This is a genomic window from Aminobacter sp. MDW-2, assembly GCF_014250155.1.
Taxonomy (GTDB): domain Bacteria; phylum Pseudomonadota; class Alphaproteobacteria; order Rhizobiales; family Rhizobiaceae; genus Aminobacter; species Aminobacter ciceronei.
The window spans coordinates 5013419-5035216 of sequence record NZ_CP060197.1; the positions used below are offsets into that span (position 1 = coordinate 5013419).

The following is a 21798-nucleotide window of genomic DNA, read 5'->3' on the forward strand; positions in this document are numbered from 1 at the left end:
GACCCCATCATGACACCAGCAGTCATTTCGACGGACGACGGCGCCATCAGCTGGATCAGGCTGAACCGGCCGGAACGGCTCAACGCCATGAATGGCGACCTCGTCAACCAGCTTTCGGCAGCACTGGCGGCAGCCGAAGCGAGGACGGCCACCCGCGTCGTCATCCTGCATGGCGAAGGCCGCGCCTTCTGCTCCGGCGACGATCTCAAGGATCTCGACGCGCAGACCACGTCGGAAGCGGCGACGCAGGCCTGGGTCGAGTCCATCCAGCAGATCACGCTGCAGATCATGCAGTCGCGCAAGATCGTCATTGCCGCGGTGCATGGCTGGTGCGTCGGCGGCGCGCTGGAATGGGTGGTCAATTGCGACTTCCGGCTGTTTGCCGACACCACGCGCTGGTTCTTCCCCGAGGTCGGCTACGGCCTGTTCGTGACAGGCGGGGTGACAGCACTTCTGACCAAGCAGGTCGGGCCGCAGATCGCCAAGGAATTGATGATCCTCGGCGAACGCCACGATGCGGCCAAGGCGGTCGAGGTCGGCATCGCCTGGAAGCTGGTTGCCGAGGCCGAGCTGCTCGAGGCGGCAAGGACGCTGGCGCTGGCGATCGCCGCGCGGCCCGAGGAGGCGGTCGCCGACATCAAGCACGCCATCAACGAAGGTTTCCACTCCTCGCTCGCCGCTGCCATGGCGCTCGAGACCAGGGCCACGGTCAGCGGCTTCCTCTCCGCCGAAGCGCAGGCCCGGGCAAAAAGGTTCTGAACGCGCCATGACATCGAGCGTCTTTTCCCCCGCCTACATACCGGGTAAGAACGACAACGAGCTGGAGAGCCGGGTGCTGCCGCGGATCCTGCTGCGCCAGGCCGAGCGCTTCGGCAACAAGTCGTTCATCGACGTCTGCGGGCGAAGCGCAAGCTTCGAGGAGATGCTGCAGGTGTCGAGCCGGCTGGCGCGCGGCCTGCGCCAGCTCGGCGTGGGCCGCTCGGACCGCGTGGCGATGCTGTTGCCCAACTCGTTCGAACTCGTCGCGCTGTGGTTTGCGACAGCGAGCCTGGGGGCGATCGAGGTGCCGACCAATCCCGGCTTGAAGGGCGACCTGCTCTGCCACAACCTGAACAATTGCGGCGCCGAGGTGCTGGTTGCGGACGCCGGCGCGCTGGCCGAGCTGGCCAAGGTCCAGGACAATCTGCCCAGCCTGCGGACGCTGATCCTCGTCGGCACGGATCCCGCCGAGGCGCGGGCGGCGGGCATCAGGATCGACCGCATCGTCGCCTTCGACGACTGCATGGCACCGCAATTGGGCTTCGACCTCGTCGACGTCCACTACGCCGACCCGATGGCGATCCTCTACACCTCCGGCACGACGGGCCCGGCCAAGGGGGCATTGATGTCGCACCATCATTGCTATTCCTGGGCGGCGGCGATGGCGTCCAATCTCGGCTACACCGGCAGCGACAGCTATTTCTCCGCGCTGCCGCTGTTTCACACCGATGCGCAGATGTTCGGCGTGCTGCTGCCGCTGATCTACGGCACCAAAACGACGCTGGTCGAAAGCTTCAGCGCCTCCAGGTTCTGGGATCAGCTCCGCGCCAGCGGCGCAACCGCGACCAATCTGCTCGGCGCGATGGCCGTCATCCTGATGCGTGCCCAGCCATCGGACGCCGACCGCGACAATCCCGTCCGGGTGTGTCAGTGCATTCCGATGGTAGCAGACAGGGAGGCCTTCGAACGCCGCTTCGACATGCGGCTCGTCACCGGCTACGGCCAGACCGAAACCAGCTTCGTGACGCTTGATACGGTGGACGAGACCCGTCCCGGGTCCTGCGGCCGGCCGCATCCGGACTGGCAGGTGGCGATCGTCGACGATGCCGACAGGCCGCTGCCGCCCGGCAGCATAGGCGAGATCGTCTCGCGCCCGACCAAGAGCTGGAGCATGTTTTCCGGCTACTACCGCGCAGAGGCCAAGACGGTGCAGACGCTCCGGAACCTCTGGTACCACTCGGGCGACGCCGGCTACATGGACAAGGATGGCTGGCTCTATTTCAAGCATCGGCTGAACGAGGCGATCCGCCGCCGCGGCGAAAACATCTCCGCCTATGAGTTGGAGACGGTCGCCGAAAAACACCCCGACATTCTGGAAAGTGCTGCTTTCGGAATCCCTTCCGAATTCACCGAAGAGGACATCATGGTCGTTGCCCTGCGGCGCGCCGGCTCGACGGTGGAGGCGGCCGACCTGCTCGACCATTTCAGGGACCTCGCGCCCCGTCACATGGTGCCGCGCTACATCGAGATCACCGACACGCCGTTGCCGCGAACGCCGACGGAGAAGGTGGCGCGGAACACCTTGCGCCAGCGCGGCGTGGGGCCTGCCACTTTCGACCGGGGTGAGCGTTAGCGCGGGAGCAGATGCGGTGGAACGTCGGATGGTCGCCCCCTGTTTCGTCGACGATACGCTCGAATGCCTGCGCCGCCACGACGTTCCCATAGCGCCTCTGCTGGCGCAGCTGGGGCTGCCGCCCATCATCTCGGAACCGATCTCCGCCCGGCAGTATGGCGCGCTCTGGCGGGCGGTGGCCGAGGCCATGGACGACGAGTTCTTCGGCGAAGGCGCGCGGCCGATGCGCTCGGGCAGCTTTGCCCTTTTGTGCCATGCGGTGCTGACGACAACGACGCTCGAGCATGCGCTGCGGCGCAGCCTGCGCTTCCTGCGTGTCGTGCTCGACGATCCGCATGGCGAACTGATCGTCCGAGACGGACTGGCGGAGGTCACCCTGCGCGATGCCGGCCCGCTGCGCTCCGCCTTTGCCTACCGTACCTTCTGGATCATCGTGCATGGCCTGAACTGCTGGCTCGTAGGCCGGCGCCTGCCGATCCGCTGGGTCGATTTCAAATGCAGCGCGCCGCCGACCGGAACCGATTATCGCCTGTTCTTCGGCGCCCCGGTGCGCTTCGACCAGCCCGAGACGCGGCTGGTCTTCGACGCCGACTTCCTCAGGCTGCCCGTCATCCGCGACAGCGCCGCCCTGCGCGACTTCCTGCGCCAGGCGCCGGCCAACATATTGGTGCGCTATCGCCATGACGAAGGGCTTTCGGCGGCGATCCGCGGACGCCTGCACAACATGCTTCCGTCGGCCTGGCCGAGCCTCGGCAACCTGGCCACCGGCATGCGCATGCAGGAGCCGACCCTGCGCCGCCGGCTGCAGCTGGAGGGCCAGACCTATCGCTCGATCAAGGACGAGATGCGCCGCGCGCTGGCGATGGAGGCGCTGCTGAGCGGCAGCCGCTCCGTCGCCGACGTCGCCGCCGACATCGGCTTTTCCGAACCGAGCGCCTTTCATCGCGCCTTCCACAAATGGACTGGCCGGAGCCCGGCTTCGTTTCGCCGCGAGGCCGGCGCCATGGCCGAGGCCGAGGACGGCCCGTCGCTCGGCCCGCTCGCGCCCTACGCCCGGGCCGCGGCGAACAGCAAACATTGCAAAATCGATCACCAAATCTGAGCGCGGCGGTCATCGTCGGCCACCTGGCTTCGTTGCAACATGTCGGCAAGAACAACGCATCCGGGCCGAAAAATGCAGATCAGGGACAAGGTCTTTCTGGTAACGGGAGCGGGCTCGGGGCTGGGCGCGGCCGTCGCCCGGATGCTTGCCGAGGCGGGCGCCAGCGTGCTCACCATCGACGTCAACGCTTCCGCCGGCGAGAAGACGGCCGCGGAACTCGGCGGCAAGGCGCTTTTCTTTCGCGCCGACGTCACCAGCGAAGCCGACGGCCTCGCCGCGGTGAGACATGCCGAGGAGATGTTCGGCGGCATCCACGGGCTGGTCAACTGCGCCGGCATCGCACCGGGCGAACGGGTCATCGGCCGCGACGCACCGCATGGCCTCGACAGCTTCGCCCGGACCGTCGCCGTCAATCTCTTGGGCACCTTCAACATGTTGCGGCTTGCCGCAAGCGTCATGGTCAAGGGTGAAGCCGACACCGATGGCGAGCGCGGCATCATCATCAACACCGCCTCCATCGCCGCCTTCGACGGCCAGATCGGCCAAGCCGCCTATGCCGCGTCGAAGGGCGGCGTCGTCGCGCTGACCTTGCCCGTCGCCCGCGAACTGGCCCGCCACGGCGTGCGCGTCGTCACCATCGCGCCGGGCATATTCGAGACGCCGATGATGGCAGCGATGCCGCAGGAGGTGCGGGACGCGCTCGGCGCCAGCGTACCGTTCCCGCCGCGCCTCGGCCGCCCTGACGAATATGCCGGGCTGGTCAGGCACATCTGCCAGAACACCATGCTGAATGGCGAGGTTATCCGCCTCGACGGCGCGCTGCGCATGGCGCCGCGCTGAGCACATGCAGGAGGAGAGCTGGGTGAACAGTCATGATCCGGTGGTCATAGCAGGGGCAGCCAGGACACCGCTTGGCGGCTTCCTCGGAAGCCTGAAGGAGGTCACCGCCCCGCAGCTTGGAGCGGCAGCCATCCGCGCCGTCCTGGAGAGGTCCGGGCTGGACACCGGCCTTGTCGACCAGGTGCTGATGGGCTGTGTCCTGACCGCCGGCCAAGGCCAGGCGCCGGCGCGCCAGGCAGCGCTTGCAGCCGGGCTGCCGCTCGCCACAGGCGCCACCACCGTCAACAAGATGTGCGGCTCCGGCATGATGTCGGCGATGCTGGCGCACGACCTCATCGCCGCGGGATCGGCCAGGACGATCGTCGCCGGCGGCATGGAGAGCATGTCGAACGCACCCTATCTGCTCGACCGCGCACGCTCGGGCTACCGCATCGGGCATCATCGCCTCGTCGACCACATGTATCTCGATGGCCTCGAGGACGCCTATGACGAGGGGCGCCTGATGGGCACATTCGCCGAGGACTGCGCCGAGGCCTATGGCTTCACGCGCGATGCTCAGGACACGTTTGCGCTGGAGTCGCTCGACAGGGCACGGCAGGCCATCGCCGACGGCAGCTTTCGCGACGAGATCGTTCCGGTCACGGCACCGGACGGCAAGGCCGATCGGCTGGTCGGCGACGACGAGCAGCCGCAAAAGGCCCGCCCCGACAGGATCGCCTTGCTGAAACCGGCCTTTCGCGACGGCGGCACGGTGACGGCAGCCAACTCCTCGTCGATCTCGGATGGTGCCGCGGCCCTCGCGCTGATGCGCCGCTCGGCGGCGGACAGAGCCGGCCTCACCCCTCTCGCAACAATTCGCGGCCACGTCACCCACGCCCAGGCGCCCAATCTCTTCACCTCGGCACCGGTCGGCGCCATGCGCAAGCTCTGCGAGACGGTCAGCTGGCGTATCGAGGACGTCGATCTCTTCGAGATCAACGAGGCCTTCGCCGTGGTGCCGATGGTCGCGATGAGCGAGCTCGACCTGCCGCGCGACAAGGTCAACGTCCATGGCGGCGCCTGCGCGCTTGGCCATCCGATCGGCGCCTCGGGGGCGCGCATCCTCGTCACGCTCGTGTCGGCGCTGCGCCAGCACGGGCTGCGGCGCGGCATCGCTTCGGTCTGCATCGGCGGCGGCGAGGCGACCGCGATGGCCGTGGAACTGACGTCCTAGACGGCCGCAAGGAGAAGGCCGCCGTTCAACAAGGGAACACCGGCGGCAGGTCCGGAACGGTCAGCCTTGCCAGCGAGCGTGGGCATCGCGGCAAGGCATCAACCAACGCCCACAATACCAATGGGAGTCTTCAGATGAAAAAATCGCTGTTGTCAGCAGTTGCCTTGACCGCGCTGGTCGCCTTTGGCGGCACGGCCTGGGCCGACATCGTGATCGGCGTCGCCGGCCCGATCACCGGCCCGAACGCCGCCTTCGGGGCGCAGTTCCAGAAGGGCGCCGAGCAGGCCGCCGCCGACATCAACGCCGCCGGCGGTGTGCTCGGCGAGCAGATCAGGATCCAGGTCGGCGACGACGTTTCCGATCCGAAGCAGGGCATTTCGGTGGCCAACAAATTCGTCGCCGACGGCGTCAAATATGTCGTCGGCCACTTCAATTCGGGCGTTTCGATCCCGGCGTCCGAGGTCTATGCCGAAAATGGCGTGCTCGAGATTTCGCCGGCTTCGACCAATCCGCAATATACCGAGCGCGGCCTGTGGAACACCTTCCGCACCTGCGGCCGCGACGACCAGCAGGGCAAGGTCGCCGGCGACTACATCGCCGCCAATTTCAAGGACGCCAAGATCGCGATGATCCACGACAAGAGCCCCTATGGCCAGGGCCTTGTCGACGTCGCCAAGGCGGTGCTCAACGGCAACGGCATCAACGAGGTGCTGTATGAAGGCATCAATATCGGCGACAAGGATTTCTCGGCCCTCATCGGCAAGCTGAAGCAGGCCGGCGTCAGCCTGATCTATTTCGGCGGCCTGCACACCGAGGCCGGCCTGATCATGCGCCAGTCGGCCGACCAGGGGCTGAAGGCTATCCTGTTCTCGGGCGACGGCATGGTGTCGAACGAGCTCGCCTCGATCGCCGGCGACTCCGTGGTCGGCACGCTCAACACCTTCTCGCCCGATCCGCGCAAGAATCCGGCAGCCAAGGGTCTGGTCGAGAACTTCCGGGCCAAGGGTTTCGAGCCGGAAGCCTATACCTTGTATTCCTACGCCGCCGTCCAGATCATCGCCGCCGCCATAACCAAGACGGGCGCGGCCGACGACGCCCAGAAGGTCGCCGAGACGATGCGGGCCAATGGTCCCTGGACGACGGCGATCGGCGACATCGGCTACGACGCCAAGGGCGACATCACCCGCCCCGACTACGTCATCTATGAATGGAAGCGAGGCGACGACGGCAAGCCGACCTATGCCCAGAAGCAGTAGTACCCAGACAAGCAGTCCCGGGAACTGCAGCTCATGACCGGCAGGCGCCCGGCCCCAGGGGTCGGGCGTCGTGCCGCCTCGCGCACAGGAATTTGTCGCTGGCCACGGCCCTAACATGCGGCGCGTCAGGATTTTCCTGCTAGAAGGATCCGCCACGGGATCCCCTCAATGACCTGCACCATCACCGCCCTCGATGCCCCCTCCTCCGACGAGCTCGACATCATCGGCGAACGCCTCGCCACCTTCAATTCAGGGGATGTCGGCCCGGCGGAAAAGCAGGCGCTGATCGTTGCCGTCCGCGACGAGCACCAAAAACTCCTGGCCGGCATATCGGGCTACACCGCCTGGGGCTGGCTCTACATACAGTGGCTCTGGGTGGACGACAGCCTGCGCGGCCAGAACATGGCCGCACGCATGCTTGAGGCCGCCGAGGACGAGGCCACCCGGCGCGGCTGCCACGGGGCCTATATCGACACCTTCAACCCGACGGCGCTGAAGGTCTATCAGCGCCAGGGCTACAAGCCGTTCGGCGAGCTGGCGGATTTCCCCAAAGGCCGCACGCGGACCTTTCTGTCCAAGCCGCTCCAGCCGGCGACCTGACTGGCTGCCTTGCGGTTGGCAGCCTGCAACCGGTCAGCCGGCGATGCGGCCGCCGGTCATCGGCTGCGGCACGCCGGTCGTGCTCGGGAAGCTGATCGGCAGGCCGCGCAGGACACGCACGGCGAGGAAGGCGAAGCACTCGGCTTCGACGGCATCGCCGCGCCAGCCGATGGTGTCGGCGGAAACCGCCTCGACGCCCGCCCGCTTGCCCAGCATCGCCATGAAGGTCGGGTTGTGGCGGCCGCCGCCCGAGACGAACAGCCTCGTCGGCCGCTGCGGCAGAAGATCGAGCGCCTTGCCGACACAGGACGCGCTGAAGGCGGTCAGGGTGGCAGCACCGTCCTCGTTGCTCAACCCGTCGGCCATCGCAGCGGTGAAGTCAAAGCGGTCGAGCGACTTAGGATAGGCAGCCGTGAGATAGGGGTGTTCGAGCAGGCGCGCGAGGCGCGCCTCGTCGACGCTGCCGGCGGCGGCGAGCGCCCCGCCGCGGTCCATCTCGCCCAGCCCCCGCGCCTTGACGAAGTCGTTGATCGGCGCGTTGGCCGGGCCGGTGTCGAAGGCGACAAGGTCGGACTTGCCGTCCCACCAGGTGACGTTGCCGACGCCGCCGAGATTGAGGATGGCGCTGTCGCCGCTCGCGCCTGCCGTGCCGAGCAGTGCGGCGTGGTAGGCGGCGGCCAGCGGCGCACCCTGCCCGCCGGCGCGGATGTCGGCTGTGCGGAAGTCATAGACCACCTTGGTGCCGAGCAGCGACTGCATCAGCTGGCCATCGCCGAGCTGGCGGGTCTCGCCCGGCAGGCCGCCTTTCTGCGGGCCGCGATGCAGCACCGTCTGGCCGTGGAAGCCGACGACGCCGATCTCTGCCATCGCCATGCCGGCGCCCTCGACGACCTGGCGGACGGCGGCGGACTGGGCGCGGGTCAGCGCCTCTTCGGCCGCAGCGAAGATCGCCGGCTCCGGCCCCTCGAAGTTCCAGACCCTGGCCTCGGCCTGGGCCTGCTCCAGCATCGGCCGGACGGACGCCTCGTAAGGCACCAGCGCGTAAGGACCGAAGGCCTCGATGCGCTCGCCGTCGGTCTTGAGCAGGGCGACGTCGATGTTGCCGTCGAGCACGGTTCCGGTCATCAGCCCGACCGACCAGATGGGTTGCATGTTCAAGCTCCTGTCATGATGTCGCCGACCTGGCGGCGCAGATCCGATATGCCGCTGTCGAAATGACGCGTCGGGTGGATGCGGTTGGTGAGCAGGGTCCAGGCGCGGCCGGCGTCGAAATCGATCCACAGGCCGGTGCCGGTAAATCCGGTATGGCCGATTGTGGCTGCGCTGCAGCGGTCGCCGCCGGACCAGCCGGCATGAGCATGCTCCCAGCCATGCGTGCGCTTGTCCGAAAGCGGCGTGCGCATCAGCGCGATCGTGTCGGCGGAGGCGCCGCTGCCGTCGAGCAGGCCGTGGGCGAAATCGAGCACCGCAGCCGCCGTGCCGAACAGGCCGGCATGGCCCGCCCCCTGAAGTGCTGCGCAATTGTCGTCATGGACCTCGCCCGACAGCACCCGGTGGCGCCAGGTGCAGTCCTCGGTCGCCGCCGACTGGTCGGGATCGGCCGAAAAGGCAAAGCCCGGGCCGGCATCCATGCCGCGGATCCAGGTACCCGACAGGCGCTCCATGGCAAAGCCGAGCAGGATGAAGTTGATGTCGGAATAGACAGGCGCCTCCAGCTTCCGCCACTGGCGCTGCAGGACAAATGTCCTGAGGAGGTCGGGATCGCGGCCATAGGTGTAGATCGGCTCGACTGCCGGGAACGGCGTCTGGTGGCCGAGGCACTGGCGGAAGGTGACCTGCCGTTCCCAGGCGTCGGCATCATATTGTCGCAAGTCCGGCAGCACCGTCGTCAGGGGCGCGTCGAGGTCGATGCTGCCTGCCTCGGCCAGCGCCAGGATGCGCGGCGTGGTAAAGATCACCTTGGTCAAGGACGCCAGGTCGAACCAGCTCACTTCGCGCATCGGTCGCTCGGACGGCAGGCGTTGCGCATGGCCGATGGCACGGGAGAAGCGCCGGCCGTCCTTGTCGACGACCCCCATCACCCCGCCGGGAATCCGACCAGCGGCGACGGCCTGTTCGAGCGGGACGAATGCACGCTCGAAACGCTGGGCGATGTCGTGGCTGGCCATGTTCGCTTCCCTCAGGCCTCGGCGCGGACCTTGTGGTCGGCGCCGTATTGCATCCATGTCGCGGCAGGCGGCTCGTAGCCGACCGGACGCACCAGCGACGGCACCTGGCGGGTGTCGAGCTCGAAATGCTGCTTGCGGCGGTCGATTGTCGGCACGGCCTCGATGAGCTTCCTGGTGTAGGGGTGCTGCGGGTCGGACAGCACCGATTTGGCATCGCCGATCTCGACGATCTGCCCGGCATACATCACCGCGACACGATGCGCGATGCGCTCGACGACGGCCATGTCGTGCGAGATGAAGAGATAAGCGAGACCATATTCGTGCTGCAGGTCGACCAGCAGCTCGAGCACGCGCGCCTGGACAGAAACGTCGAGCGCCGAGACCGCCTCGTCGAGCACCACGACAGACGGATTGAGCATCAGCGCACGCGCAATGCACAGGCGCTGGCGCTGGCCGCCGGAGAACTGGTGCGGATAGCGGGCAAGGCTGTCCTCGGGCAGGCCGACGCGCTTGAGCAATGCTGCCATCCTGTCACGAACCTTGACGTCGATGGGCGTGCCGGTGGCGATCACCGGCTCGGCCAGAATCTGCTCGACCGTGAGGCGCGGATTGAGCGAGGCATAGGGGTTCTGGAACACCATCTGCACCGGCAGCCGGCTCTGGCCGGGGCGCGCCGCCTGGGCTTCGACGGCAAACGCCCCGCGCGTCGGCGACACCAGGCCGAGCACGGCGCGCGCGGTCGTCGACTTGCCGGAACCGCTTTCGCCGACGATCGCCAGCGTCTCGCCCGGCAACAGGTCGAAGCCGACGCCGTCGACGGCATGCACAGCCCCCACCGGCTTGCTGAACCAGCCGCCCTTCAGCGGATAGCGCACGACGAGTTCGTCGACTTCGAGCATCGGCCTGGGCAGCGGCTCCGTCATGCGGGCGCCGTCGGTCCGTGCCGCGACGCCGCTGGAGAAATGCGGCACCGCATGCAAGAGATGCTGCGTGTATGGATGTTGCGGCTTGTCGAGGATGTCGCTCAGGTCGCCCTGTTCGACGACCCTGCCGTCCTGCATCACCATGACGCGGTCTGCGATGCCGGCGACAAGTCCGATGTCGTGGCTGATGAAGATCATCGACATGCCGGTCTCGCGCCTGAGTTCGGCCAGCAGCGCCATGATCTGCGCCTGGACGGTCACGTCGAGTGCGGTCGTAGGCTCGTCGGCGATCAGCAGGCGCGGATTGCAGGCGAGCGCCATGGCGATCATCACCCGCTGCAGCATGCCGCCCGACAGCTCGTTCGGCGTCGCCTTGAGCCGGCGCTCGGCATCGGGAATACGCACCCGCTCGAGCGCCTCGCGCGCAGCGGTGCGCGCCTGCGCGCCGGTCAGGCCGCGATGCAGGCGGAACGATTCCTCGATCTGGGCGCCGATGGTCAGCACCGGATTGAGCGAGGTCATCGGCTCCTGGAAGATGACGCCGATCTCGGCGCCGCGGATGCCGGTCAGCTCCTGCCGGCCGGCGCCGGTGACGTCGAGCACGCTGCCGTCGGCGCGCAGCAATTCGATGGTGCCGCTGGTGATGCGGCCGCCGGCATAATCGATCAGGCGGTTGGTCGACAGCGCCGTCACCGACTTGCCCGAACCGCTCTCGCCGACGATCGCCAGCACCTCGCCGACGCCGAGGTCGAAGCTGACGCCGTGGACAACCTCCTTGGCGCTGGCCGCCGGGCCGAAACTGACATGCAGGTCGCGGACCGAAAGGATCGGCTTCATATCAGGCGCCATCGTCACGCCCTCCTCGTCTTGGGGTCGAGGATGTCGCGCAGCGCATCGCCGAGAAGGTTGAAACCGAGGATCGAGAGCATGATGGCGACGGCCGGAAAGGCCAGCAGCCACGGCGCCTGCTCCATCAGGTTGCGGGCATCGCTCAGCATAAGGCCGAGCGACGAGGCCGGCGGCTGGGTGCCGAGGCCGAGGAAGCTGAGGCCGGCTTCGGTCAGCAGCGCCCAGGCGAGCGCCAAAGTCACCTGCACGGTCAAAGGCGCCACCAGGTTGAGCAGCAGGTGCCGGGTCAGGATGTAGCTGCGGCTGGAGCCGAAGGTGCGGGCGGCATCGACGAAGTCGCGCGCCTTGAGCGACAGCGCCGGGCCGCGCACCACGCGTGTGAAGATCGGGGTGTAGACGATGCTGATGGCGGCAACGCTGGTCCAGGTGCCGGGGCCGACGATGGTGACGATGAGCAGCGCCAGCAGGATCGCCGGGAAAGCCAGCAGCACGTCCATGAACCGCATCATCACCGTATCCCAGCCCTTGCCGTACCAGGCGGCCGTGAGCCCGAGCACCGTGCCGGCGAGCGTGGCGAGCGCGACGGAGAAGAACGCCACGGTGAAGGACTGGCCGATGCCCTTCATCAGGCGGCTCATGACGTCGCGGCCGAACAGATCGGTGCCCATCCAGTAGGACGATGTCGGCGCATGCAGGCGGTCGATGCGGTACTGCATCAAGGGGTCATGCGGGGTCAGGCCGACGGCGCCGAGCAGGGCGACGAGCAGATAGACCAGCACGATGACGCCGCCGATGCGGCCGCTCGGATGCGAAAGAATGGCCTTCACGACACGCATCAACGGCCCTCCAGGCGAATACGGGGGTCGAGCGCGGCATAAGCGAGGTCGACGAGCAGATTGACGATCATGAAGTTGAGGGCAATGAACAGCACCGCGCCCTGCACCAGCGCGTAGTCGCGCTGCAGGATGGCTTCCAGCACCATGCGGCCGAGGCCAGGCAAGGCGTAGATCTGTTCGACGATGACGGCGCCGCCGAGCAAGTAGCCGAACTCGATGCCGCTCAGCGTGACCACGGGTACAAGCGCATTGGGCAAGGCGTGGCGCCAGACCACACTGCGTTCGGACGCACCCTTGGAGCGTGCCGTGCGCACATAGTCGTCGCTCAAAACATCGAGCATGGCCGAGCGGGTGACGCGGGTAACCGAAGACGCAAAGGCACAGCCGAGCGTGATTGCCGGCAGGATCATCTGGCCGAGATTCTGCAACGGATCCTGCCAGAATGGGGTGAACGCCCCCATGGTGGGCAGCACGCCGAAGCCGGCCGACAGGATGTAGATGATGACGAGGCCGACGACGAAGCTCGGCGTCGACTGGCCGATCATGGCAGCGATGCGAACGCCGAGATCGGCGGGACGCTCGTTGCGGGTGGCGGCGAAGATGCCGGCCGGAACGCCGATCGACAGCGCGATCAGCATGGCCAGAAGTGCCAGTTCAAGCGTCAGCGGAAAGCGTTCGAGGATGACTGACAGCACCGGCTTGCCGTAGGTCACCGATATGCCGAGGTCGCCGCTGAACAGGCCGGTGAACCAGCGCCAGTACTGGACCGGCCAGGGTTGGTCGATGCCGAAATAGATGGCCAGCGAATCCCGCTGCTGCGGCGTCAGAAGTCCGGCCTCGGTTCCCAGCATGGCGGTGATGGAATCGCCCGGCACCAGCCGGATGGCGATGAAGACGATGATCGAGACGCCGATCAGCACCAGGGGAAAGGCCCGCAGGCGACGTATCACGTAACTCATGGCGTAAGGACCATCTGGAGTTGGGGAGCCGTTGCGGTTCCCGGGCTGGACCGGCAAAGGCCGGTCGCGGATTCAAGGGCGGTCGCCATCGGCTCAACGGCGACCGCCTTCGGGCGGCGACAGGGAGATGCCCGCCGCCCAAAACGCAGTTGCTACTGGATGGTGACCTTGCCGAGACTGACCAGCGAGCCGGTCGGCATCGGCACAAAACCCTGCACGTTCTTTTGCTGGGCGGTGTAGCCATAGCCGGTGTAGAGCCAGATCCACGGCGCCTTTTCGGCAAGCTGCTTGTCGAACTCGGCGAAGATCGCCTTGCGCTTTTCCGGATCGGTCTCGGCGCGGCCGTCCTGCAGCAGCTTGTCGAGCGTGTCGTCGGCGAAGTTGGAAACCTTCTGCAGGTTGCCGTTCTTGGTCCAGTAGCGGTTGTACATGGTGTAGGGGTCGGGACGGCCGCCATTCAGCGCCACCGCCATGTCGAAGTCGCCCTTCAGCCAGGTGTCGACATAGACGTTGAGCTCCATCATCTTGATGTCGAGCTTGACGCCGATCTCGGCCAGCTGCGACTGCAGCACCTGGGCTTCGGCGGCAGCCGTCGGCGGCTCGCCGGTGGCAGCGATCACGGTGGCGCTGAAGCCATCGGCAAAACCGGCATCGGCCATCAGCTTCTTGGCCTTCTCCAAGTCCTGCTTGTAGCAGAACAGCGAATTCGGATCGGACGCGAAGAACGGTGCGGTAATCGGCCCGGTCACCTGGCCTTCGCCGAGGGAGGCCGTGTCGAGCACCGCCTTGCGGTCGACGGCGCAGGAGATGGCCTGGCGCACGGCAAGCTCGTTCATCGGCTTGCGCGCCGGGTTGAGCTGCAGCACGTGGTAGGCGAGCAGCGGCGCACGGTTGAGCTGGAGCTTCGGCTCGTTGGGCACCAGCGTCGCGATCAGCGGGTCGTTGAGCAGCGCGAAGTCGACCTGGCCCGTGCGCATGGCCGCGAGGATCGCGGTTTCGTCGGGCAATACGCTGATCTCGATGCCGTCGACGCCGGTAGCACCCCCGGCCCAGTCCTTGTTGGCGACAAGTGCAGCCTTGGAATTGGGGTCCCACTTCTCGAGCTTGAACGGACCCGAGCCGACAGCCTTGGTGCCGATGGTGCCGGCCGCGATCTCGCTTGCCGGGACGATCGACGAATTGGTGTCGGTCATGGCGGTCAGGATCGGCGCGTCGGGCTGCTTCAGCTTGAAGACGACGGTGCCGGCATCGGGTGCATCGATGCTCTCGATGGAGAGATAGTTGGCGCGGTTGGCGGCACCGGTCTTCTCGTCGAGGATACGCTCGAACGATGCTTTGACGTCGGCGGAGGTTACGGCGGCACCGTTCTGGAACTTGGCCTTGGGGTCGAGCTTGAAGGTCAGCTGCTTGCCGTCGGCCGCGAATTCCCAGGACGTCGCGATGCCGGGGATGATCTTGAGGTCGGCGTCGAGGCGCACAAGCGGCTCATAGATCAGCTCGAGCAGGCGCAGCGACGAAAACGCGGTCTGCTTGTGCGGGTCGAGGCCGGTGGCGTCCTGCGCCCAGGCCATGCGCAGGTTCGCCGCATCGGCATGGCCGGCGACCGCCGACAGACCGATCATCACGGCCGTCGTCGCGCCTAGGAAATACTTGAACTTGCTGGTCATTTCATCCTCCCTGTTACTCTTTCGCCGGCGGCCGGAATGGCCGCCCAGATCACTCACTTATCCGGATCAGTGGCCCGGATCATATGGATGCCTGCTTCGCATCCTGGATTGCTTGCCGCAAGAAGCCTCTGGAGCCGTCCAGCGCCGATCGCGCCGTGGCGACGTCCATCCCCGTCATGACGATGAGGATGGCGAGCTTCACGTCGTTGTCGGTCTGGGCGAGCGCTGCCTGCGCCTCCTCCAGCGTGCAGTCGGCTGCCTGCATGACGATGCGGGCCGCGCGGGCAACAAGCTTCTTGTTGGACGCCTTGAGATCGACCATGAGGTTTTCATAGGTCTTGCCGATGCCGATCATGCTGGCGGTGGTCAGCATGTTGAGCACCAGCTTTTCGGCCGTGCCCGATTTCATCCGCGTCGAACCGGTCAGCGCCTCGGGGCCGACGACGGGCGAAATGGCGATGTCGGCGATTTCAGCGATGGCCGACTGCGGGTTGCAGGACAAAGCCACCGCGGTGGCGCCGACCTTCTTCGCATAGTTCAGACCGCCGATGACATAGGGCGTACGGCCGCTTGCAGCGATCCCGACGACGACGTCCCTGGATGTCAGCTCGATGTCGGCCAGCGCCTCCGCACCCTTGGTCTGGCTGTCCTCGGCCCCTTCGGTGGCCTTCAGCAGCGCGCTGTAGCCGCCGGCAATGAGGCCGACCACCATGGTCGCAGGCACGCTGAAAGTCGGCGGGCACTCCGAGGCGTCGAGCACGCCGATGCGGCCGCTGGTGCCGGCGCCCATATAGATCAGGCGCCCGCCCTGGCGGAAGGCGGCGATGGTGCGGTCAACGGCAGCGGCGATCTCTGGAATCACGTCCTCGACCGCATGGGCGACAAGCTTGTCTTCGTCGTTGATTTTCCTGAGCACGTCGATGGTCGGCAAAAGGTCGATATCCATGGTGCGCGGGTTCCGCTCCTCGGAAACCAAACGCCCCAGTTCCGAAATCAAGGCTTGTTCTGACACTTGTCGCCACCTGCCCGGTTCTCAAGATGCACGAGCCTGTGGAGCCGGTTCTCCTAGGCTTTCATTAACGTTTTAGAATGACATATTCCTCTTGTCAATAAATTTTGGAATGGATTATTCCTTGGCAATGGGTATCAGGTCGAGCTGTCGGGCCAGGATGATCGCCCCCGACACGGCATCGCCGTCCGCCGGCTTGAGGCGGCGGCGGACGTCGGGCGCAAGCCAGGGCTCCAGCGGGCTGGCCAGGCCGCCGAGCAGGGTGACGCGCGGCGCGCCCTTGTCGAACAGGGTGCGCACGATGGTGTCGATCTGCTCTGCCGCCGACTGCACGATGCGGCGCCCGGCGGCATCGCCCTGGTCGGCGTGGCGCATGACGGTGGGCGCAAGTGCTGCGTAATCGGTGGCGGTTGCCCGGTCCATCCAGGTCACGGCTTCCATCGGGTCGTTGTGGAAGCGCTGCATGACCTCGGTGAGAAGGGCCGAACGGTCGTGGCGGCCATCATGGGCGCGCAGCGCCAGTTGCACCGCCTTCAGGCCGAGATCGGCGCCACTGCCCTCATCCGAGATCGGAAAACCGTAGCCGCCGACCCTGAGGTCGCGTCCCTCGACGAAACCCAGCCCGATCGAACCGGTGCCGGCAATGACGATGGCGCCGTCCTTGCCCGAATGGGCGCCAAGGCAGGCGCCCATGCCGTCGCTGGTGAAGCCGATGGCGGCGAAGGGGTGTTCCAGCGCCTGCAGCGCCTCCAGCGCGCCCTTGCGGCCGATGCCGGCAAGGCCGATGCCGGCAAGGGTGCGCGCCAGCTCGGCTGCGCCGAAGCCGGCCTCCTCGACGGCCGCGCCATAGGCACGGGCGATCGAGGCCCAGGCGACGTCGATGCCGAGCCGCGTCGTCGCCGGACCGGAGAGCCCTTGGCCGAGCACATCGCCTGTCGCATCGACGATGCGGGCGCGGCAACCGGTGCCGCCGCCATCGACGCCGAGATAGAAACGGGGGAGCGCCACCGCACTCATCCGGGTAGCCGCTCGATTGTCGCTCCGCACATCTGGAGCTTGCGGTCGAGGCTCTCGTAGCCCCGGTCGAGGTGGTAGACGCGATTGACGATGCTCTCGCCCTCGGCGACCAGGGCTGCAAGCACCAGCGACACCGACGCCCGGAGATCGGTGGCCATGACCTGCGCCCCGCGCAGTGGTGTGCCGCCGCGCACCAGCGCCGTCGTGCCCTGCAAGGTGATGTTGGCGCCGAGCCGAACCAGCTCGGGCACATGCATGAAGCGGTTCTCGAACACCGTCTCGCGCAACAGCGACGCGCCCGGTGCGCAGCACATCAACGCCATGAACTGGGCCTGGAGATCGGTCGGAAAGCCCGGATATGGCTCCGTGGTGACGTCGACCGGCGTCAACGGACCGTCGCGCGAGACGATCAGCCCGCGGTCGCCCGGCCAGACGCTGACGCCCGCCGCCTCCAGCACCTGCACCACCGACGCCATGTGCTCGAGTCGCGCATTGGTCAGCTCGAGCTGGCCGCCTGTAATCGCCGCGGCAATCGCATAGGTTCCCGCCTCGATGCGGTCGGGGATGGTGTGATGGCTGGCCGCGCGCCAGGACGTGCCGCCCTGGACGAGGATCCGGTGCGTGCCCGCCCCTTCGATGTTTGCGCCCATGGCGCCGAGGCAGGCGGCGAGGTCCATCACCTCGGGCTCGCGGGCGGCGTTGACGATCTCGGTCTCGCCCTGTGCCGCGGTTGCCGCCATCATCGCCGTCTCGGTCGCGCCCACCGACGGCGAGCCGAGCACGATGCGTGCGCCGGTCAGCCCCTTGGGCGCGGCGGCGACGATCGAGCCGCCGCGAATGCCGATGTCGGCGCCCAATTGTCCGAGCGCCTTGATGTGCATGTCGACGGGCCGCGCGCCGATGGCGCAGCCGCCGGGCAGCGACACCTCGGCCTTGCCGAAACGGGCAAGCAGCGGCCCCAGCACCAGCACCGTGGCACGCATCTTGCGCACCGTGTCGTAGCTGGTTTCCCGCGACGAGGCCTTGCTCGCGTCGACATGGACGGAGCGGCCCTGGCGGCTGATCTCGGCGCCATGCTGGGTGATGACGCCGAGCATGTTTTCGACGTCGCTCACCGCAGGCAGGTTCGTCAGGTGGAGCGGTTCCGGGCTCAGCAGCGAGGCTGCGATCTGCGGCAAGGCCGCATTCTTGGCGCCTGAAATGGCGACCGCGCCCTGCAGCCTCTGCCCGCCGACGATACGCAACTTGTCCATATCAAAGAATCCGTTCAGCAGCCGATCGAACCGGCAGAACTGACAAGAGAGTTGATCGCAATATTCTTCTCTGTCAACCTTGCCTGGAATATTCTATTCCTTGATGTCAGCTCGATGAGAGAGCCCCGAGGAGCTTCATGTCGGTTCTCACGAAAATCATTGCGACGCTCGACACCATGGCGCCGGCCGACCGGCAGATCGGCCAGTTCATCGTCGACAATCCAGACGAAATGCTGCGCCTGTCGTCGGTGGCGCTGGGCGAACAGACGGGGCGCAGCCAGTCCAGCGTCGTGAAATTCGCGCAGAAGCTCGGTTATCCCAGCTACCAGCAGCTGAAGCTCGCAGTCAGCGAGGCCAAGGCCCAGCAATGGCAGGCGCCGCCCGGCATGGTCCATGGCAGCATCGACCGCGCCGACGGTTACGTCGCCGTGCAGCAAAAGCTGGTGGCCGGCAAGCTCGCGGCGATGCAGCAGACGATGTCGGTCAACAGCGAACAGACAGTGGGGCGGGTTCTCGACCTGCTCGACCGGGCCGAGCGCATCCACCTCGCCGGCGTCAGCGCCTCATCGCTGGTGGCGCGCGACTTCGCCATCAAGCTGATGAAGCTCGGCCGCAACGTGCTGCACGACAGCGACAGCCATGTACAGCTCGCCAGCGCCGCGTCGCTGGGATCGCGTGACGTGCTGCTGGCATTCTCGCATTCGGGCACCAGCATCGAGACGGTCCGCATCGCCGAACTCGCCAAAGAGCGGGGCGCTGCCGTCGTCGTCATCTCCTCGCTCAGGGACAATCCGCTGAGCGCCATTTCAGACGTCGTGCTTCACTCGGTCAGCGACGAGGACAATGTCCGCTCGTCGTCGATCACCGCCCGCGACGCGCAGCTGGCCCTGACCGACCTGCTGTTCATCCTGCTCGTCCAGAGCCAGGCCGATGCGAACGACCACATCCATCGCAGCGAGGCGGCCGTGGCGGCACTCAAGGTCCGATAGGCCGATATCGGCGCGCTCTGAGACGTCCGCCTGTCCACCCAGCCCTGAGGGCTCACTCCGCCGCCATCAGCCGAGAGGCCTCGAGCATCGTTCTGATCTCCGACCGGCAGGAGCCGCAATTGGTGCCGGCCTTCAGCACCTTGCCGATATCGTCGAGGCTTTTGCTGCCGCCCGAGATCGCGCTGGTGAGCTGGTTCATGCCAACATTGAAGCAGGAGCAGACGATGCGGCCGACAGACGGCACCGGCACCGGCGCTCGCCCCGACAGCAGCGCGCGGCGGTCGAGCGGCGACAGCGGCTCGGCGGAAGCGAGCAGCGACAGCAGCCAGTCGCGCTCGGGCAGATGGCCTTGCGGCGCGACCAGCAGCGCCTCGCCGAGCCGGCCCGCCGCGTCGGTCGCGGCAGCACGGAAGGTCGAGCTGCGCCGGTCGGTGTATTCGAGCAGTTGGTCGGCCGGCACGACGTCGACCAGCCGGCGGGCGAGCAGGATGCCCTGTTCGGGCGGTTCGGTGCCGGAGAGTTCATAGACCCAGCCGCCGGCCACCGCCGCGCGGCTCCAGTGGACAAAGCCGGTCGGCCTGATATCGCGGCGGGTCATCAGCACGCCGGCCCAGGCGACCGGCTCGCGCGCGATCCGCACCGGGACGTGCTTGAGTTCCGGCTGGCCGGAAAATGGATCGGTGACCGGCGCCGACAACGACCCGGCGGCGGCGTTGGCGGCAAAGCGCCCGCTCCAGTGCATCGGCAGGAAAGCCTCGCCCCGCCGCTGGCCGGCGCTGGCAGCGACCTTGGCCCGGCCGCCGCCATAGCGGCTTTCGATGCGGACGAGATCGCCGTCGGCGACCCCAAGTGCGGCGGCGTCGGCAGCGTTCAGCTCGATCACCGGCTCCGGCGCATTGGCCATCAGGCGCGGCACCCGGCCGGTGCGGGTCATGGTGTGCCACTGGTCGCGCAGACGGCCGGTGTTGAGAACCAAGGGAAACGCCGCGTCGACCGGCAGCGCCGCGCCCTCCTGGCGAACGGCGACGAAACGGGCGCGGCCGTCGGCGGTGGGAAAGCGGCCATCGCCAAGCAAGCGTGGGCTCTTGGCCGAGGCGCGGGCGGGAAAAGGCCAGTGCAGCGGCACAAGCGTATCATAGGCGCTGTCCTCGATATCGGCGAGGCCGCCAATGTCGAACAGGCGGACGCCGTCATTCTCGAAGGCGGACAGTGCCGCGTGCTCGCGAAAGATCGCCGCCGGGCCCCGATGGTCGAAGGCTTCGGCAAAGCCCATGCGCCGGGCGACCTGCGAGACGATCCACCAGTCGGGCCTGACGTCGCCAGGCATCGGCAGGAACGATTTCTGGCGCGATATCAGGCGCTCTGAATTGGTCACCGTGCCGTCCTTCTCGCCCCAGGCCGCGGCAGGCAGCAGCACGTCGGCGAACTGGCTGGTGTCGGTGCGGGTGACATCCGAGACCACGACGAATTCGCAGGCCTTCAGGGCAGCGCGCACCTTGCCGGCATCCGGCATGCTGACGGCGGGGTTGGTGCCCATCACCCAGAGCGCCTTGATACGGCCGTCGCCTGCCGCCTCGAACATGTCGACGGCCTTCAGGCCCGGCTTGCGGGCAATGGCAACCGTGCGCCAGAAGCGGCCGACCCTGTCAGGCGCCTGGGGATCGTCGAAGCCCATATGCGCTGCAAGCTGGTTGGCAAGGCCGCCAACCTCGCGCCCGCCCATCGCATTGGGCTGGCCGGTGACCGAGAACGGCCCCATGCCCGGCCTGCCGATGCGGCCGGTCGCCAAGTGGCAATTGAGGATGGCATTGACCTTGTCGGTGCCATGGGCCGACTGGTTGACGCCCTGGCTGTAGACGGTGACGGTGCGCGCCGTCGCCGCGAACCAGTCGTAGAAACGTGACACCTCGGCGCTGTCGAGATCGCAGGTTTCGGCGACACGCCTCGGCGTCGGCGCGTCGGCGCAGGCAAGGCTGACCGCCGCCTCGAAGCCCGAAGTGTGGGCGGCGACATAGTCGCGGTCGATGGCACTGCTGCCCACAAGATGCGCCAGAAGGCCGTTGAACAGCGCCACGTCGGTGCCCGGCCTGAGCTGCAGATGCAGGTCGCACTCTCCGGCGGTAGCCGTGCGGCGCGGATCGACGACGACGATCCTGGTTCCGCGCTCGGCGCGCGCGGCAAGCAGGCGCTGGTAGAGGATCGGATGGCACCAGGCGGTGTTGGACCCGACAAGCACGACAAGGTCGGCCTGTTCTAAATCCGCGTAGACGCCGGGCACAATGTCTTCGCCGAAGGCGCGCTTGTGGCCGGCGACGCTGGAGGCCATGCACAGCCGCGAATTGGTGTCGATATTGGCCGAGCCGATGAACCCCTTCATCAGCTTGTTGGCGACGTAATAATCCTCGGTCAGCAATTGCCCCGAGACATAGAAGGCAACGGCGTCAGCTCCGTGGCGGGCGATGGTCTCGGAGAAGCGCCCGGCCACCACATCGAGCGCCGCGTCCCAGGAGGTGCTGCGGCCGGCGATCTCGGGATGCAGCACACGCCCGTCGAGGCGGAGCGTTTCGCCAAGCGCGGAGCCCTTGGAACAGAGTTTGCCGGCATTGGCGGGATGGCCGGGGTCGCCGCGCACGGACACTGTTTCGTCCGCGGCGACCCGCGCCTGCACGCCGCAACCCACCCCGCAATAGGGACAGGCGGTCCTCACCTCGCGTGCATCCGTCAT

Annotated in this window: 18 protein-coding genes; 8 read left to right on the forward strand and 10 right to left on the reverse strand. The window is 67.0% G+C overall.

The features are described from left to right. Window positions 1–9 precede the first annotated feature (9 nt). The 7 genes from H5P29_RS24775 (at window position 10) to H5P29_RS24805 (ending at window position 7403) form a co-directional block, all read left to right on the forward strand. Window positions 10–759 carry an enoyl-CoA hydratase/isomerase family protein gene (locus H5P29_RS24775; RefSeq protein WP_067964488.1) on the forward strand — a complete coding sequence of 250 codons (750 nt, stop codon included), beginning with the start codon at window positions 10–12 and terminating at the stop codon, window positions 757–759. Window positions 760–766: 7 nt separating this feature from the next. After that, the gene (locus H5P29_RS24780; RefSeq protein WP_067964489.1) at window positions 767–2392 is read left to right on the forward strand and encodes an AMP-binding protein; all 1626 of its coding nucleotides are present in this window, start codon (window positions 767–769) and stop codon (window positions 2390–2392) included. Between the two features lie 16 nt (window positions 2393–2408). Further along, window positions 2409–3494, forward strand: coding sequence for an AraC family transcriptional regulator (locus tag H5P29_RS24785; RefSeq protein ID WP_083948645.1), 1086 nt, complete (start codon window positions 2409–2411; stop codon window positions 3492–3494). 72 nt (window positions 3495–3566) lie between these two features. Next, window positions 3567–4334 (forward strand): 3-hydroxyacyl-CoA dehydrogenase, encoded by a 768-nt coding sequence (locus tag H5P29_RS24790; RefSeq protein ID WP_067964491.1) that lies wholly within the window; start codon window positions 3567–3569, stop codon window positions 4332–4334. Window positions 4335–4356: 22 nt separating this feature from the next. Further along, window positions 4357–5547, forward strand: coding sequence for an acetyl-CoA C-acyltransferase (locus tag H5P29_RS24795; RefSeq protein WP_067966940.1), 1191 nt, complete (start codon window positions 4357–4359; stop codon window positions 5545–5547). Window positions 5548–5681: 134 nt separating this feature from the next. Further along, entirely contained in the window at window positions 5682–6803 is a 1122-nt protein-coding gene (locus H5P29_RS24800; protein ID WP_067964493.1) for a branched-chain amino acid ABC transporter substrate-binding protein, read from the forward strand. A gap of 168 nt (window positions 6804–6971) precedes the next feature. Continuing rightward, window positions 6972–7403 (forward strand): N-acetyltransferase, encoded by a 432-nt coding sequence (locus tag H5P29_RS24805; protein WP_154385980.1) that lies wholly within the window; start codon window positions 6972–6974, stop codon window positions 7401–7403. 33 nt (window positions 7404–7436) lie between these two features. Here the strand turns inward: H5P29_RS24805 and H5P29_RS24810 are convergent, their stop codons facing one another. The 9 genes from H5P29_RS24810 to murA form a co-directional block, all read right to left on the reverse strand. Then, on the reverse strand, window positions 7437–8555 hold the full coding sequence (locus H5P29_RS24810) for an anhydro-N-acetylmuramic acid kinase (protein ID WP_067964497.1): 1119 nt from the start codon (window positions 8553–8555) through the stop codon (window positions 7437–7439). A gap of 2 nt (window positions 8556–8557) precedes the next feature. Continuing rightward, entirely contained in the window at window positions 8558–9571 is a 1014-nt protein-coding gene (locus H5P29_RS24815; RefSeq protein ID WP_154385981.1) for a serine hydrolase, read from the reverse strand. Window positions 9572–9582: 11 nt separating this feature from the next. Continuing rightward, on the reverse strand, window positions 9583–11331 hold the full coding sequence (locus H5P29_RS24820) for an ABC transporter ATP-binding protein (RefSeq protein WP_067966943.1): 1749 nt from the start codon (window positions 11329–11331) through the stop codon (window positions 9583–9585). A gap of 14 nt (window positions 11332–11345) precedes the next feature. After that, window positions 11346–12179: an ABC transporter permease gene (locus H5P29_RS24825; RefSeq protein ID WP_067964501.1), complete on the reverse strand. Its 834-nt coding sequence runs from the start codon at window positions 12177–12179 to the stop codon at window positions 11346–11348. Next, entirely contained in the window at window positions 12179–13138 is a 960-nt protein-coding gene (locus tag H5P29_RS24830; RefSeq protein ID WP_067964503.1) for an ABC transporter permease, read from the reverse strand. The genes H5P29_RS24825 and H5P29_RS24830 overlap by 1 nt, the downstream gene beginning before the upstream one ends. A gap of 152 nt (window positions 13139–13290) precedes the next feature. Next, window positions 13291–14805, reverse strand: coding sequence for an ABC transporter substrate-binding protein (locus tag H5P29_RS24835; protein WP_154385982.1), 1515 nt, complete (start codon window positions 14803–14805; stop codon window positions 13291–13293). Window positions 14806–14884: 79 nt separating this feature from the next. Further along, window positions 14885–15817, reverse strand: a complete 933-nt coding sequence (gene murQ, locus H5P29_RS24840; RefSeq protein WP_185910192.1) for an N-acetylmuramic acid 6-phosphate etherase — start codon at window positions 15815–15817, stop codon at window positions 14885–14887. Window positions 15818–15931: 114 nt separating this feature from the next. Further along, entirely contained in the window at window positions 15932–16822 is an 891-nt protein-coding gene (locus H5P29_RS24845; protein ID WP_371818589.1) for a BadF/BadG/BcrA/BcrD ATPase family protein, read from the reverse strand. Between the two features lie 5 nt (window positions 16823–16827). Beyond that, window positions 16828–18084, reverse strand: a complete 1257-nt coding sequence (gene murA, locus H5P29_RS24850) for a UDP-N-acetylglucosamine 1-carboxyvinyltransferase (RefSeq protein WP_154385984.1) — start codon at window positions 18082–18084, stop codon at window positions 16828–16830. Between the two features lie 137 nt (window positions 18085–18221). On the opposite strand from murA, the gene H5P29_RS24855 reads away from it, so the two are divergent. Further along, window positions 18222–19073 (forward strand): MurR/RpiR family transcriptional regulator, encoded by an 852-nt coding sequence (locus H5P29_RS24855; protein WP_154385985.1) that lies wholly within the window; start codon window positions 18222–18224, stop codon window positions 19071–19073. Window positions 19074–19125: 52 nt separating this feature from the next. Here H5P29_RS24855 and H5P29_RS24860 read toward each other — a convergent pair whose 3' ends face one another. Then, a complete protein-coding gene (locus H5P29_RS24860) occupies window positions 19126–21798 on the reverse strand; it encodes a nitrate reductase (RefSeq protein WP_154385986.1) in 2673 nt (890 codons plus the stop codon).

What these genes read in the sequence shown, in the direction of transcription:
- murA (WP_154385984.1), bottom strand. Translation starts at nt 18,084, where the DNA reads ATGGACAAGTTGCGTATCGTCGGCGGGCAGAGGCTGCAGGGCGCGGTC.
- H5P29_RS24800 (WP_067964493.1), top strand. Translation starts at nt 5,682, where the DNA reads ATGAAAAAATCGCTGTTGTCAGCAGTTGCCTTGACCGCGCTGGTCGCC.
- H5P29_RS24780 (WP_067964489.1), top strand. Translation starts at nt 767, where the DNA reads ATGACATCGAGCGTCTTTTCCCCCGCCTACATACCGGGTAAGAACGAC.
- H5P29_RS24790 (WP_067964491.1), top strand. Translation starts at nt 3,567, where the DNA reads ATGCAGATCAGGGACAAGGTCTTTCTGGTAACGGGAGCGGGCTCGGGG.
- H5P29_RS24810 (WP_067964497.1), bottom strand. Translation starts at nt 8,555, where the DNA reads ATGCAACCCATCTGGTCGGTCGGGCTGATGACCGGAACCGTGCTCGAC.
- H5P29_RS24775 (WP_067964488.1), top strand. Translation starts at nt 10, where the DNA reads ATGACACCAGCAGTCATTTCGACGGACGACGGCGCCATCAGCTGGATC.
- H5P29_RS24835 (WP_154385982.1), bottom strand. Translation starts at nt 14,805, where the DNA reads ATGACCAGCAAGTTCAAGTATTTCCTAGGCGCGACGACGGCCGTGATG.
- H5P29_RS24830 (WP_067964503.1), bottom strand. Translation starts at nt 13,138, where the DNA reads ATGAGTTACGTGATACGTCGCCTGCGGGCCTTTCCCCTGGTGCTGATC.
- H5P29_RS24825 (WP_067964501.1), bottom strand. Translation starts at nt 12,179, where the DNA reads ATGCGTGTCGTGAAGGCCATTCTTTCGCATCCGAGCGGCCGCATCGGC.
- H5P29_RS24855 (WP_154385985.1), top strand. Translation starts at nt 18,222, where the DNA reads ATGTCGGTTCTCACGAAAATCATTGCGACGCTCGACACCATGGCGCCG.
- H5P29_RS24820 (WP_067966943.1), bottom strand. Translation starts at nt 11,331, where the DNA reads ATGAAGCCGATCCTTTCGGTCCGCGACCTGCATGTCAGTTTCGGCCCG.
- H5P29_RS24805 (WP_154385980.1), top strand. Translation starts at nt 6,972, where the DNA reads ATGACCTGCACCATCACCGCCCTCGATGCCCCCTCCTCCGACGAGCTC.
- H5P29_RS24815 (WP_154385981.1), bottom strand. Translation starts at nt 9,571, where the DNA reads ATGGCCAGCCACGACATCGCCCAGCGTTTCGAGCGTGCATTCGTCCCG.
- H5P29_RS24860 (WP_154385986.1), bottom strand. Translation starts at nt 21,798, where the DNA reads ATGACGGATGCACGCGAGGTGAGGACCGCCTGTCCCTATTGCGGGGTG.